General features: G+C 64.9%; 10 protein-coding genes. 8 read left to right on the forward strand and 2 right to left on the reverse strand.

Annotated features, from left to right (window positions below):
* Positions 1–22: 22 nt before the first annotated feature.
* Positions 23–784: a LuxR family transcriptional regulator gene (locus PspR32_RS14460; protein WP_010223567.1), complete on the reverse strand. Its 762-nt coding sequence runs from the start codon at positions 782–784 to the stop codon at positions 23–25.
* Positions 785–958: 174 nt separating this feature from the next.
* Between PspR32_RS14460 and PspR32_RS14465 the strand changes: the two genes are divergently transcribed.
* The 6 genes from PspR32_RS14465 to PspR32_RS14490 are packed head-to-tail and all read left to right on the forward strand — an operon-like array spanning position 959 to position 7187.
* Positions 959–1849: a proline iminopeptidase-family hydrolase gene (locus tag PspR32_RS14465; protein ID WP_010223568.1), complete on the forward strand. Its 891-nt coding sequence runs from the start codon at positions 959–961 to the stop codon at positions 1847–1849.
* A gap of 3 nt (positions 1850–1852) precedes the next feature.
* Complete coding sequence (locus PspR32_RS14470; protein WP_010223569.1) at positions 1853–2800, forward strand: ABC transporter permease; 948 nt, start codon at positions 1853–1855, stop codon at positions 2798–2800.
* Positions 2797–3657 (forward strand): ABC transporter permease, encoded by an 861-nt coding sequence (locus PspR32_RS14475; protein ID WP_036995123.1) that lies wholly within the window; start codon positions 2797–2799, stop codon positions 3655–3657. The genes PspR32_RS14470 and PspR32_RS14475 overlap by 4 nt, the downstream gene beginning before the upstream one ends.
* Positions 3654–4640 carry an ABC transporter ATP-binding protein gene (locus PspR32_RS14480; RefSeq protein WP_036995126.1) on the forward strand — a complete coding sequence of 329 codons (987 nt, stop codon included), beginning with the start codon at positions 3654–3656 and terminating at the stop codon, positions 4638–4640. The genes PspR32_RS14475 and PspR32_RS14480 overlap by 4 nt, the downstream gene beginning before the upstream one ends.
* A complete protein-coding gene (locus PspR32_RS14485; protein ID WP_010223573.1) occupies positions 4637–5611 on the forward strand; it encodes an ABC transporter ATP-binding protein in 975 nt (324 codons plus the stop codon). Before PspR32_RS14480 ends, PspR32_RS14485 begins: the two co-directional genes overlap by 4 nt.
* A 34-nt stretch (positions 5612–5645) precedes the next feature.
* Positions 5646–7187 carry an ABC transporter substrate-binding protein gene (locus PspR32_RS14490; protein ID WP_010223575.1) on the forward strand — a complete coding sequence of 514 codons (1542 nt, stop codon included), beginning with the start codon at positions 5646–5648 and terminating at the stop codon, positions 7185–7187.
* Positions 7188–7392: 205 nt separating this feature from the next.
* Here PspR32_RS14490 and PspR32_RS14495 read toward each other — a convergent pair whose 3' ends face one another.
* Positions 7393–10230: an AMP-binding protein gene (locus PspR32_RS14495; protein WP_036995128.1), complete on the reverse strand. Its 2838-nt coding sequence runs from the start codon at positions 10228–10230 to the stop codon at positions 7393–7395.
* 176 nt (positions 10231–10406) lie between these two features.
* Between PspR32_RS14495 and PspR32_RS14500 the strand changes: the two genes are divergently transcribed.
* Both PspR32_RS14500 and PspR32_RS14505 read left to right on the forward strand, forming a co-directional pair.
* The gene (locus tag PspR32_RS14500; protein ID WP_159388754.1) at positions 10407–11711 is read left to right on the forward strand and encodes an MFS transporter; all 1305 of its coding nucleotides are present in this window, start codon (positions 10407–10409) and stop codon (positions 11709–11711) included.
* 117 nt (positions 11712–11828) lie between these two features.
* Entirely contained in the window at positions 11829–12314 is a 486-nt protein-coding gene (locus PspR32_RS14505; RefSeq protein WP_010223580.1) for an AAA family ATPase, read from the forward strand.
* The last annotated feature ends 159 nt before the right edge of the window (positions 12315–12473 follow it).

A 12473-nucleotide genomic window follows, 5' to 3' on the forward strand; every position in this document is an offset into this window, starting at 1 on the left:
AGGTTTTCGGATTTTTTACCACTCAATTGTCGAGCAGACGATAGTGCACCGCCCGGGCGACCGCCTGGACCCGGTTCTTCGCCCCCAGCTTGTGCATGGCCGAAGTCAGGTGCAGGGAGACCGTGGCCAGCGAGCGGGTGAGCATCTCGGCGATCTGCGCCGCGGTCAGGCCTTCGGCAGCCCAGCGCAGGCACTCGAGCTCACGGCGGGTCAGGCGGATTGCGCGGCTGGCGGCCTCCTTGCCCAGCAAGGGATAGGCCGCCTCCTGCAAAGCATGGGCGATCAGGCTGAAGTCGGCGAGGTGTTCCCGGGCATCGTCCAGGTCACGCTGACTGGCCTGGGGACGCAGGCCGGTCAGGGTCGCCAGCCCACCGCGCGGCAGGTGGATGGGCACGGTGACGCCGCAGGCCAGCTGCGCATCGAGCAGGTAACCGACCACCGGCGCATGGCGGCGATCGATCAGGCGCTGCAGGACGGTCTCGCCCTTGGGCAGGTACGACCAGGCGAACGGCGCGATGGAGGAAACGGCCAATTGCTGCACCGGGTCGATCTGGTAGAAGCCATCGGAGCACCAGAGGTCCTGCCAATCCCTCGGGGTCTGGCGCAGCCTGACCACGGAGGGGGTGATCAACTCGCCGAGGTGATCCAGCGGCACCGGGCTGTAGTCGTACACGAGGGCATCGAAGCCCAGTTGCGCCGCCAGCTCGGCGACGCTGTCCATCTGTTCGTCCAGGTTACTGTCCGACGCCAGACGGGTATGGAGATCAGCCAGCTTGGCCTGCATTCCTTACACTCCCTGTGTATACCCTGTTGGATTTCCATCTTGAAGTCCGCCGAGTAGAATGCCACGGCTCGGCGCGGGACTGCCAGACAAAACCTATAAGAAATACTAGCTTGTAGGCGGCGCATTCTCCTGTGCAGGGTATAGCTGTAAGCCATGGCCAACAGGAGAGTAGCGATGTGGCGTGAGATGCAACCTGACCAGCAGTTCAACGTATCGGTCGATGGCCACAATCTCGTGGTGTACAGCTTTGGCGAAGGGGACGAGGTGCTGCTGTGCCTCAACGGCGGGCCGGGCCTGCCCTGCGACTACCTTCGCGATGCCCATGCCTGGCTCAAGGACAAGGGCATCCGCGTGGTCGCCTTCGACCAGTTGGGGACCGGCGCCTCCGACCGCCCCGACGACGACAGCCTGTGGAACATCACCCGCTACGTGGCCGAGGTCGAGCAGGTCCGCCAGGCCCTGGACCTGGGCCGCGTACACATGCTGGGACATTCCTGGGGCGGCTGGCTGGCGATCGAATACGCCATCCACCACCCGCAGTCGCTGAAAACCCTCATTCTGGAAAACACCGTCGGCGACATCCCGCACCTGATCAGCGAGCTGGAACGCCTGCGCAGTGCCCTGGGCAGCGAAACCGTGGCGATGATGCAGCGCTACGAGGCCCAGGGAAACCTCGACCATCCCCAGTACCAGGCAGCCATCACCCTGCTCAACTACCGTCACGTGTGCCGCCTCGACGAGTGGCCGGCGCCGGTCAATCGCTCGCTGGGCGACTGGAACATGGGCCCCTACACCACCATGCAGGGCCCCAACGAATTCCTCTATATCGGCAACCTCAAGGACTGGAACCGCCTGGAGCAAATGCGCGAGTTCCAGATGCCGGTCCTGATCACCACCGGCCAGCACGACGAACTGTCCCCCGCCTGCGCCCTGCGCATGAAACTGGCACTGCATGACCAGACCGAGCTGCACGTGTTCCCCAACAGCAGCCACATGCCGTTCTACGAAGAGCCGCAAGCCTACTTCCCGGTGTTGCTGGATTTCCTGCAGCGCAACCGGGGCTGATCGATGAACCTGGCACGCTACCGGTTCGTCTTGATCCGGCCGTTGCAACTGCTGCCGGTGCTGCTGGGTATCAGCATCATCACCTTCGTGCTGGTCCGTTCGATTCCGGGCGATCCGGCGCGGGTGCTGCTGGGTGCGCGCAGCACCCCGGATGCGATCCAGAAGATCCGTGCCCAGTTTGGCCTGGACGAGCCGATCTGGATGCAGTACCTGTACTTCCTGAAGAACCTGCTCAACGGCGACCTGGGCAAATCGCTGCTGTACAAGATCGACGCCCTGCCCCTGATCGCCAGCCGCATCGAGCCCACCCTGATGCTGGTACTGGGCAGCGTGCTGCTGGCACTGCTCATCGCCGTGCCGCTAGCCACGCTTGCCGCCCGCAACAAGGGCGGCTGGACCGACAACCTGATCCGCCTGTTCACCACCGCCGGCCTGGGCCTGCCGGCCTTCTGGCTGGGCCTGATGCTGATCCTGCTGTTCAGCGTGCACTGGGGGCTGTTCCCGGTATCCGGTTATGGCCGGACCTGGGCCGACAAGCTGCATCACCTGGTGCTGCCCTGCCTGACCATCGCCCTGGCGCTCTCGGCGGTACTGGTGCGCAACCTGCGCGCCAGCATCCTGCTGGAGATGCAGGCCGACCACGTCACCGCGGCCCGCGCCCGCGGCCTTGGCGAAGGCGCGCTGTTGCGGCGCCACATCTTGCCCAACTCCATGGTGCCGACAATCAACCTGCTGGCGGTCAACATCGGCTGGCTGATCAGTGGCACCGTGGTAATCGAGAGCCTGTTCTCCCTGCCCGGCATCGGCCAGTTGCTGGTGCGCGGCATCTTCACCCGCGACTACATGGTGGTCCAGGGCGTGGCCATGGTGCTGGCCTGTGCCACGGTGGCGGTGAACTTCATCGCCGACGTGGCAACCACCGCCCTCGATCCGCGGGTGAAGATCCAATGAGCCACAGTCCCAGCCCCACGCTTTCCCTCCGCTGGCGCCTGGTCTGGAGCCTGCGCAACGGTCGCCTGACCCTGTACTGCGGCCTCGCCATCGTCCTCGGCTGGTGCCTGCTGGCGCTGTGCGCACCATGGATCGCCCCGTTCGACCCGCTGATGCAGAACGGCGAGCTGCGCCTGGCCGCCCCCAGCCTGGCGCACCCCTTCGGCACCGACAATTTCGGCCGCGACGTGCTGTCGCGAGTGATCTGGGGGGCGCGCATCGACTTGCAGATGGCCCTGATCGGGGTGATCTTTCCGTTCCTGCTGGGCACCTGCATCGGCGCCATTTCCGGCTACATCGGCGGCTTGCTGGACAACGCCTGCATGCGCCTGATCGACATCGTTCTGGCCTTCCCCTTCCTGGTGCTGATGCTGGCGATCATGGCCATTCTCGGCCCGGGCCTTGGCAGCTTCTATATCGCCATGGCCCTGGTCGGCTGGGTGTCCTATGCACGGCTGATCCGCTCACAGATCCTCGTGCTCAAGCAAAGCGACTTCGCCCTGGCCGCCAGGAGCCTGGGCTTCAGCCACCGGCGCACGCTGTTCGGCCACCTGCTGCCCAATGCCCTGTTCGGCTCGGTTGTGTTCTGCATGTCGGACGCGGTGCTGGTGCTGCTCAACGGCGCCGCCGTCAGCTACCTGGGCCTTGGCGTGCAGCCACCGACCCCGGAGTGGGGCTCGATGGTGGCCGAGGGCCAGAGCTTCATCACCATCGCCTGGTGGATCTGTACCTTCCCGGGCCTTGCCGTGGTGACCCTGGCCATGGGCTTCAGCCTGCTGGCCGATGGCGTCGCCGAACGCCTTGGAGACCGCTCATGAGCACACCGCTGCTGCAGGTCCGGGAGCTAAGCGTGATCGCCCGCAACGGCCTGCGCGAGATCACCCTGGTCGAGCGCCTGTCTTTCGACCTTGGCCAGGGCGAGATCCTCGGCCTGGTGGGCGAAAGCGGCTCGGGCAAGACCCTGGCCTGCCGTGCCCTCATGCGCCTGCTGCCCTCGCCGAACCTGCGGATCGAGGGCAAGGCCGTGCACCTGGCGGGCCACGACCTGCTGCAACTGGACGAGGCCGGCATGCGCCGCCTACGCGGACGCGAGCTGGGCATGATCTTCCAGAACCCCAGCAGCCACCTGGACCCGCTGATGCGCATCGGCGAGCAGATCGCCGAGGGCATCCGCCTGCACCAGGGCGCCTCGCGCCGCGAGGCTCGGGCCGAGGCCATCGAAGTGCTGCGCCAGGTCGGCATTCCCGATCCCAAATCCCGGGTGGACAACTACCCTCACGAGTTCTCCGGCGGCATGCGCCAGCGGGCGATGATCGCCGTGGCCCTGGGCTGCAACCCGAAAGTGCTGATCGCCGACGAGCCGACCACGGCCCTGGACGTCACCGTGCAGGCGCAGATCCTGCGCCTGCTGCTGGAGTTGCGTGACCGTCGCGGCTTGTCGATGATCCTGATCAGCCACGACCTGGGAGTGGTGGCGCAGACCTGCGACAGCATCGCCGTGATGTACGCCGGACGTCTCTGCGAGCACGGCGCCAAGCACCAGCTGCTGGCCCATCCACGCCACCCGTACAGTGCCGGGCTGCTGGCCTGCCACCCCGCGGCGCAACGCCAGGTGCGGCTGATGAACACCATTGCCGGGCAACCGCCCCTGCTCGATGCCCTGCCCCCGGGCTGTCGCTTCGAGCCGCGCTGCGCCCAGGCCCTGCCGAGGTGCCGGGAGCAACTGCCGGAGCTGCGTGAGAGCGGCCCCGGCCACCGCCTGGCCTGCCACACCCCGCTGCTGGCCGCAGGCCTGTCATGACCACGCTGTTGCAGGTCAAGGACCTGCATGTGCAGTTTTCCGCCGCCGGAGGCGGCCTGTTCGGCCTGCGCCCACGCAAAGTCAACGCGGTCAACGGCGCCTCGCTGACCCTCGCCGCCGGCCAGACCCTCGGCCTGGTGGGCGAATCGGGCTGCGGCAAGAGCACCCTGGCCCGGGCCATCCTGCAACTGAACCCGGTCACCGCCGGGCAAGTGGTGTTCGACGGCATCGACATGACCCAGGGCCGCAAGGTCGATATCGCCCGCCTGCGCCGCGAGACTGCGATGATCTTCCAGGACCCGTACAGCGCGCTCAATCCAGGCCAGCGCATCGGCCAGATCCTCGCCGAAGTCCTGCAGGTGCAGCGCAAGGTGCCCGCCGAGCGGATCCCGGCGCGGGTCGTCGAACTGCTCGAGCTGGTCGGCCTGCACCCCGAGATGGCCGAACGCAAGCCCGGCTCGCTCAGCGGCGGCCAGTGCCAACGGGTCGGCATCGCCCGAGCCCTGGCCATCGAGCCGCGGCTGATCGTCGCCGACGAATGCGTCGCTGCCCTGGACGTGTCGATCCAGGGGCAGATCATCAACCTGCTGTTGACGCTGCGCGAACGCATGGGCCTGGCGCTGCTGTTCATCACCCACGACCTGGGCGTGGTGCGCCGGTTGTGCGACCGGGTGGCGGTGATGTACCTGGGGCAGATTGTCGAGGAAGGCCCGGTGGACGAGGTGTTCGACGCGCCCCATCACCCCTACACTGCCGCGCTGATCCAGTCGATCGCCGACATCGACCCGGCCCGCCGCCTGCCAGAACGCCCCCTGGCCGGCGAGCCACCGAGCCCGCTGCACCTGCCGTCGGGTTGCGCCTTCCACCCACGCTGCCCGCAGGCGCTGCCTACCTGCAGCGAAACCGCGCCGCCCAGCCACTCACAGGGTGCCCGGCGCCATGCCTGCATCCATCCGCGACCGCCGTACTGACACAACAACCATGACCATCAAACGGAGCTTGAGCATGAAACCTACAGCATTGAAGCTACTCACCGCCGCCGTCCTGGCCGCCAGCACCCTGGCCACCGGCACAACCCTGGCAGCCGGCGTGCTGACCATCGGCTGCCGTGAGGAGAGCACTACCTTCGACCCGATCAAGAGCGCACAGAACCGCGACAGCTGGGTCTTCGCCAACGTCTACGACGTGCTGATCCGGGTCGACAACAGCGGCACCCGGCTGGTCCCGGGCCTGGCCGAAAGCTGGAAGGTCTCCGACGACGGCCTGACCTACACCTTCAAGATCCGCGAAGCCAAGTTCTCCGATGGCTCGCCACTGAGCGCCAGCGATGCGGCGTTCTCCCTGCTGCGCATCCGCGACAACCCCGGCTCGCTGTGGGCCGACTCCTACAAGATCATCGACAAGGCCGACGCCCCGGACGACCGCACCCTGGTGGTGACCCTGAAGAGCAAGTCGGTGCCGTTCCTCTCGCAACTGGCCACCGCCAACGTCTCGATCCTGTCGAAAAAAGCCATGGACGCGATCGGCGAGGACGCCTACGCCCAGGAGCCGGTGACCTCCGGTGCCTTCAAGGTCAAGGAGTGGCTGCGCGGTGACCGGGTGATCCTGGAAAAGAACCCACACTTCTGGGAGGCCGACAAGGTCAGCCTGGATGGCGTGGAGTGGATCTCCATCCCCGACGACAACACCCGCATGCTCAAGGTCCAGGCCGGCGAACTGGACTCGGCGATCTTCGTGCCCTTCTCCCGTGTCGATACCCTGCGCAAGGACCCGAGCCTGACCATTCACATCGACCCGTCGACCCGTGAGGACCACCTGCTGATCAACCACGAGAAGGGGTTGCTGGGGCAGGTCGAGGTGCGCGAGGCTATCGACCTGGCGATCGACAAGAAGGCCCTGGTGGACACCGTGACCTTCGGCCATGGCGACGTGGCCTATTCGTACATTCCCAAGGGCGCGCTCTATCACAACGCCAACAACCTACAACGCCCCTTCGACCCGGCCAAGGCCCGCGAGCTGCTGAAGAAGGCTGGCGCCGAGGGGCTCAAGGTCAACTATGTCGTCAACGCCGGCAACGAGGCCGACGAGCAGATCGCCGTGCTGGTGCAGAAGCAGTTGGCCGATGTCGGCATCACCGCCAACCTGCAGAAGGTCGACCCGACCCAGAGCTGGCAGATGCTGGTCGATGGCGATTACGACCTGTCGGTGATGTACTGGACCAACGACGTGCTGGACCCGGACCAGAAGACCACCTTCGTGCTCGGTCACGACACCAACATGAACTACATGACCCGCTACCACAACGACAAGGTCAAGGACCTGGTGGCCGCGGCCCGGGTGGAGATCGACCCGAGCAAACGCAAGCAGATTTACCAGGAACTACAGAAGCAGGCCAAACAGGATGTCCATTGGATCGATCTGTACTACAGCCCCTACATCAATATTTCGCGCAGCAATATCCAGAACTTCCTGCAAAACCCGCTGGGGCGCTTCACCCTGGAAGAGACAGTGAAACTGGAAGCAGGTGAAAAGACCGCGCAAAACTGAAGCCGCCAATGCTGGGGCTTGCAACCGTCACGGTGTTGGCTGTCTGCAAGGTCATCGGACCTGCTCAGGTGGTGGCCAGGGTGTTGGAGTGTGCTATTGCTCGGCACCTGCAGCCGCCCTGGTCAGCTCGTGTCGGTGAGTTTCGCTGTTGACGTATGCCACGCTATAACCGGCCCTGGACAGACGACGACAGCACAGTAGTCGCCTATCCAGCGCGCTGGGCGCGTTCCGATTCATCCAGATGCTCTAGCAGCATCGCTATCGTCGTGTCCCGCAGCTTGATTGCCGCCGTCCAGTCCGGCCCTTGCGCCAACAGCGGCGAGCAGACGTTGACGTGAATTGCACCGTAACGCGGGAACCACTGACCGTCGCGCAGCACCCGGCGCGTGCCGCGGATTGCGACCGGCAGCAGCGGCACGCCGGTACGCGCGGCGAGCACGAAGGCACCCATATGGAACGTTCGCAAGCCTGGCTCGCGGGTGAAGGTTCCCTCGGGGAAGAACACCAGCGGCTGGCCAGCCTCTAGCGCCTCGGCCAGGTGCCCGGTGTCCGCGGCGCTGCGCTGCAGGTCGAAGCGTTCGACGAAGCGGGCACCGAGCTTGCGCAGGAACCGGCCGGCGATCCACTGTCCAGCCAGTTCGCGCTTGGCAACGAAGCTGAATCGCGGCGGCAGGGCCGCGCAGAGCATGACGCCGTCGAGGTAGCTGGCATGGTTTACCGCCAGCACGCTCGCCCCAGACTCAGGCAGGTGCTCCAGCCCTGTGACGCTGAACGGCACACCCGTCAACCACACGAACAGCCGTGCGGCCGCGCGGGTAAAGCTGCGGCACCAACGCTGGCGCGGCAGGAGCGCGACGCCCAGCCAGGTCAGTGGGGTGACCAACCAGAACAGCAGCCAGATGTAAGCGGCATATAGCGCCGTGCGGCCGCTCCGCCAGCTGCGACGGAAATGCCCGCGTACGGCCTGCAGCACCAGGCGCAGCAGCTGGCGCCACACAGCGAGGTGTGGCCGGCCTACTTCACCGCGCTCATACAGTTCGCGACTGGCAGCACGGCGAATCTTGCCGCTGGAGGTTTTCAGTACGCTATGCGGCGGTGCCAGCACGATATCGTCGGGCGACACCCCGGTGAGGTCGACCACGATGCGGTTGACCTCCTGCTGCAGGCGTTGCCGCGCGGCAGCTTCCTTCTCGTAGCTTTCGGCCAACACCACCAGGCGCTCGGTGCCGGTGGCCGGGTCAGGACTGCCGAACACCGCAATGCAGCCTTTGCGCAGACCGGGCAAGTTGCCGACCGCCGCTTCGACATCGTAGGGGTAGATGTTGCGCCCGGCCCGAATGATCAGATCCTTGGCGCGGCCGGTCAGGTAGACCTCACCAGCGGCCATGTAGGCGAAGTCGAGCGAGTCGATCCAGCCATCGCGCAACACCCGGCGGGTCTCTTCGGGGTTACGGTAATAGCCTGCGGTGGTAGATGGCCCAGTGAATTGCAGGTGACCTTCGCTGCGCTCGGGGAGCTCGACCCCGCGACCATCGACGATACGAATCTGATGCCCCGGCAACGGCCGGCCGCTGGAGACAAAGCGCAGCGTTGCGCTGGCGTCCGCTTCGGCGGGCAGTGCAGTGCCACGGGTCTGGAACGCCTCTCGCTGCACCCGGTCGATCAGCGGCCCTCGGCCCAGGGGAGGAAAGGCTACGCCCAACGTGGCCTCGGCCAGCCCATAGACAGGCGTCAACGCAGTGGGCGCCAGGCCGTAGCGTACGAAGCGCTCGGTAAAGCGCTGCAAGGTATCCGGGCTGACCGGTTCGGCACCGTTGAAGGCCAGCCGCCAACTGCTCAGGTTCAGGCCCTCGAGGTCACTGTCAGCGAGTTTGTTCAGGCACAGTTCGTAGGCGAAATTGGGCGCCGCCGACAAGGTGCCGCGCAAGCTATCGATGGCCCTTAGCCAACGCTCCGGCCGTGCCAGGAAAGCCAGCGGTGACATCAGCACCAGGTTGTAGCCGTAATACAGGCTGCCCAGCCAAGCACCGATCAAGCCCATGTCGTGGTACATGGGCAGCCAGCTGACGAACACGTCCTGCGGGCCCACCTTCAGCGCCCTGCCCATGGCGCGCAGATTGGCCAGCAGATTGGCATGGCTGACCATCACGCCCTTGGGCTGGCCAGTGCTACCCGAGGTGTACTGCAGGAAGGCGATGTCATCCGGTTGCCGCAACGGTGTGACACACTCGCCCCCCTCGCCCGTCAACTCGGCCACGCTGGCGATACGGACCAGGCTCGGGACCTGCGGCCGGAGCAGGCGGGCGAGCAGCTTCGCTTGCGTCACGGTAATCAGCACTTTGGCCTCGGCGTTGTGCAGGATGCCGGCCTGGCGGCGCAGATGCTCCTCTATCTGCGACAGGCGCAGCGGTGGGTAGATGGGCACCGGCACCCCACCGGCCAACAGGATGCCGAGAAAACCCTGGAGAAAGTCGCGGCCTGTGGGCAGCATCAGGGCCACGGTCTGACCGGCCCGCAAGCCACTGCGTTGCAGCCCTGCGGCAACGGCCAGGGCGCCCTGGTGCAAGGCGCCATAGCTGATCGCTTCCTGCTGGTCACCTTCACCTAGCAGGCGTACGTGGAGATGCTGCGGCTGATGACGCACATGCCAGTCCAGTACCTCGATCAGGGTCCGCGCGGCGTCCGGCGTCTGCACTGTTGCTGTCAGGGCTTCGCTAGCGTCACTGGCGGGCAACGGACGGACGGCCTCGGCGCCATGACTGCTGTGCAGCACGCGCAGTACATCGGCGGGGGTGTCCGCCGAGGCGAACAGGTGTTCTGGCAAACGCACACCGAATTCGTGCTCGATACGTGACCACAGTTCGACTCGAGCCAGGCTGTCGACGCCCAGGTCCCGGTCCAGCACGCTGTGCAAGGTAACGTGCACCCCTTCTGCCGCTTGCGGGTGCAGCTCGACCACGGTGCGCTGGACAATTTCGAGCAATTTTTCCGCGCCCCCATCGTAATGGGGAACGGCGCGGGGGTCTGGAGGCGGACGAGACATCGGCGGCCCCTCATGACAGGAAACTCTGCGTGTAAATCCTTGCCAATTGCCATTATACGCTCGCAGGAAGGGTGGGCCAGGGCTAGGCTCAATACCAGTCGGTTAAGGACGTTGAGACGAACATTGCACCTGTGGCGAGGGCTTTCCCCTCGCCACAGCCCTGTAGAGGGATCGCCATGCCAGCCAGCCTTGCCCCCGGAGTGACACGCCGAGAAATCTGGGCCTGGGCGATGTTTGATTTCGCCAACTCCGGCTACACGACGGTGGTGATCACCGCCGTGTTCAACGCCTACTTCGTCGCCGTGGTCGCCAAAGGCGAAGCCTGGGGTACGCTGGCCTGGACCAGCGCCATAGCCCTCTCTTACGCCCTGATCATCCTGAGCGCGCCGCTGGTTGGCGCCTATGCCGACGCCTTCGCCTGCAAGAAACGCCTGCTGCTGTTCAGTACCGTCGGTTGTGTCGTATTTACCGCTGGACTCGCGCTGGCAGGACCCGGGGAACTCGGTGTCGCGATCCTTTTCATCGTGCTATCCAACTTCTGTTTCGGCAGCGGCGAAAACCTGATCGCCGCCTTCCTGCCCGAACTCGCCCGTGTGGAGGCCTTGGGCAAGGTGTCCGGCTGGGGCTGGGGATTCGGCTATATCGGTGGCCTGTTCAGCCTGGGCGCCTGCCTGGCCTTCGTCAGCTGGGCCCAGGCGCAGGGCCAGACTGCGGCGCAGTTCGTGCCGGTGTGCATGCTGATCACCGCGTCCTTGTTCGCCGTCGCCAGCCTGCCGACCTTCCTGTTCCTGCGCGAACACAGCCAGCCGCAGCCCGTGTGCGGCGACATGCCTGTCGCGCAAGCGGTGCTGGCGCGCTTCGCGCAGACGCTACGCGAAGCCGGGCGCTATCGCGACCTGCTGCGCTTTCTTGCCTGCACGGTCTGCTACCAGGCCGGTATCTCGGCCGTGATCACCCTGGCTGCCATCTATGCCAATCAGGTCATGGGCTTCAGTACCCAAGACACGCTGCTGCTGATACTAGTGGTGAATATCACGGCCTCCATCGGTGCAGTGCTGTTCGGTTGGCTGCAGGACCGCCTCGGCCATCGCGCCACCTTGGCGCTGACCTTGCTGGGCTGGCTGGGCATGGTCGCTCTGGTCTGGGTCGCGCGCGGCCCCGGGCTGTTCTGGCTGGCCGCCAACCTTGCCGGTCTGTGCATGGGCGCCAGCCAATCGGCCGGACGGGCAATAGTCGGCCTGCTTGCGCCGCCGACACGGCTGGCGGAGTTCTTCGGCCTCTGGGGGCTGGCGGTCAAACTGTCGGCAATCCTCGGCCCGATGACTTACGGCCTGACCAGTTGGCTGTCCGCAGGCGATCACCGCCTGGCGATGCTGATTACTGGCAGCTATTTCGTCGTCGGTCTGCTGATCCTGGCGGGAGTCGACCTGGAGCGCGGGCGGCAGGTCGCTGTCAGCCGTACCGAGCGTCTCGACACGTGAGCGTGTGATGGAGAACTCATTGCGTATAAAGAACCAACTCGCTCCTGAATGTCGGCTCGGTTGTTGCTTCGACACTTTTCAATAAGCATCATCGGGGTTCGACAAGGAGACGTCCCCATGACCAAACCAGTGCTTCATCTCATGTCAGGCAAGATTGCTTCCGGCAAATCAACGCTGGCCAAAAGCTTGGCAGCCGAACGATCCGCAATCCTGCTGAGTGAGGATCATTGGCTCTCACGGCTTTACCCTGATCAGATCAAGTCAGTGACCGATTATGTGCGCCTTGCACGCCAGATGCGGGAAGTACTGGGCCCGCTCGTCATCGATGTCCTGAAGGCTGGCGTGACTGTGGTTTTGGATTTTCCCGCTAATACTCCTCAAGATCGACAATGGTTGCGTGACTTGGCTGATGCAGCCGAGGTTTCTCATTGTGTCCATTACATCGAGGTGGACGATGACACCTGTCGAGACAGGTTGCATCTTCGCAACAACCGCGCCGAACATGAGTTTGCGGCGACTGACGCGGAGTTCGATCTGATCACTAGCTACTTTCGCGCCCCGGATGAGGGTGAGGGGCTCCAGATTGAAGTTCATCGTCTTTGACGGGCAGTAACATCGTGAGGCTGGGTTATCTGAAATGCCCGTTTTTGGGGCAGTTTTGGATCGAAAGCATCACTCGCAAACGACAGCTAACGACCCAAAGCGGTCAAGCAACCTGTGTACCTTAATCGCTGCCGCAGGCTGCGCTGGCCAACAAATGCG

The organism is Pseudomonas sp. R32 (genome assembly GCF_009866705.1).
Taxonomy (GTDB): domain Bacteria; phylum Pseudomonadota; class Gammaproteobacteria; order Pseudomonadales; family Pseudomonadaceae; genus Aquipseudomonas; species Aquipseudomonas donghuensis.

Excerpts from the sequence above, each read along its gene's own strand:
- PspR32_RS14460 (WP_010223567.1), bottom strand. The coding sequence starts at position 784 with ATGCAGGCCAAGCTGGCTGATCTCCATACCCGTCTGGCGTCGGACAGT.
- PspR32_RS14465 (WP_010223568.1), top strand. The coding sequence starts at position 959 with ATGTGGCGTGAGATGCAACCTGACCAGCAGTTCAACGTATCGGTCGAT.
- PspR32_RS14470 (WP_010223569.1), top strand. The coding sequence starts at position 1,853 with ATGAACCTGGCACGCTACCGGTTCGTCTTGATCCGGCCGTTGCAACTG.
- PspR32_RS14475 (WP_036995123.1), top strand. The coding sequence starts at position 2,797 with ATGAGCCACAGTCCCAGCCCCACGCTTTCCCTCCGCTGGCGCCTGGTC.
- PspR32_RS14480 (WP_036995126.1), top strand. The coding sequence starts at position 3,654 with ATGAGCACACCGCTGCTGCAGGTCCGGGAGCTAAGCGTGATCGCCCGC.
- PspR32_RS14485 (WP_010223573.1), top strand. The coding sequence starts at position 4,637 with ATGACCACGCTGTTGCAGGTCAAGGACCTGCATGTGCAGTTTTCCGCC.
- PspR32_RS14490 (WP_010223575.1), top strand. The coding sequence starts at position 5,646 with ATGAAACCTACAGCATTGAAGCTACTCACCGCCGCCGTCCTGGCCGCC.
- PspR32_RS14495 (WP_036995128.1), bottom strand. The coding sequence starts at position 10,230 with ATGTCTCGTCCGCCTCCAGACCCCCGCGCCGTTCCCCATTACGATGGG.
- PspR32_RS14500 (WP_159388754.1), top strand. The coding sequence starts at position 10,407 with ATGCCAGCCAGCCTTGCCCCCGGAGTGACACGCCGAGAAATCTGGGCC.
- PspR32_RS14505 (WP_010223580.1), top strand. The coding sequence starts at position 11,829 with ATGACCAAACCAGTGCTTCATCTCATGTCAGGCAAGATTGCTTCCGGC.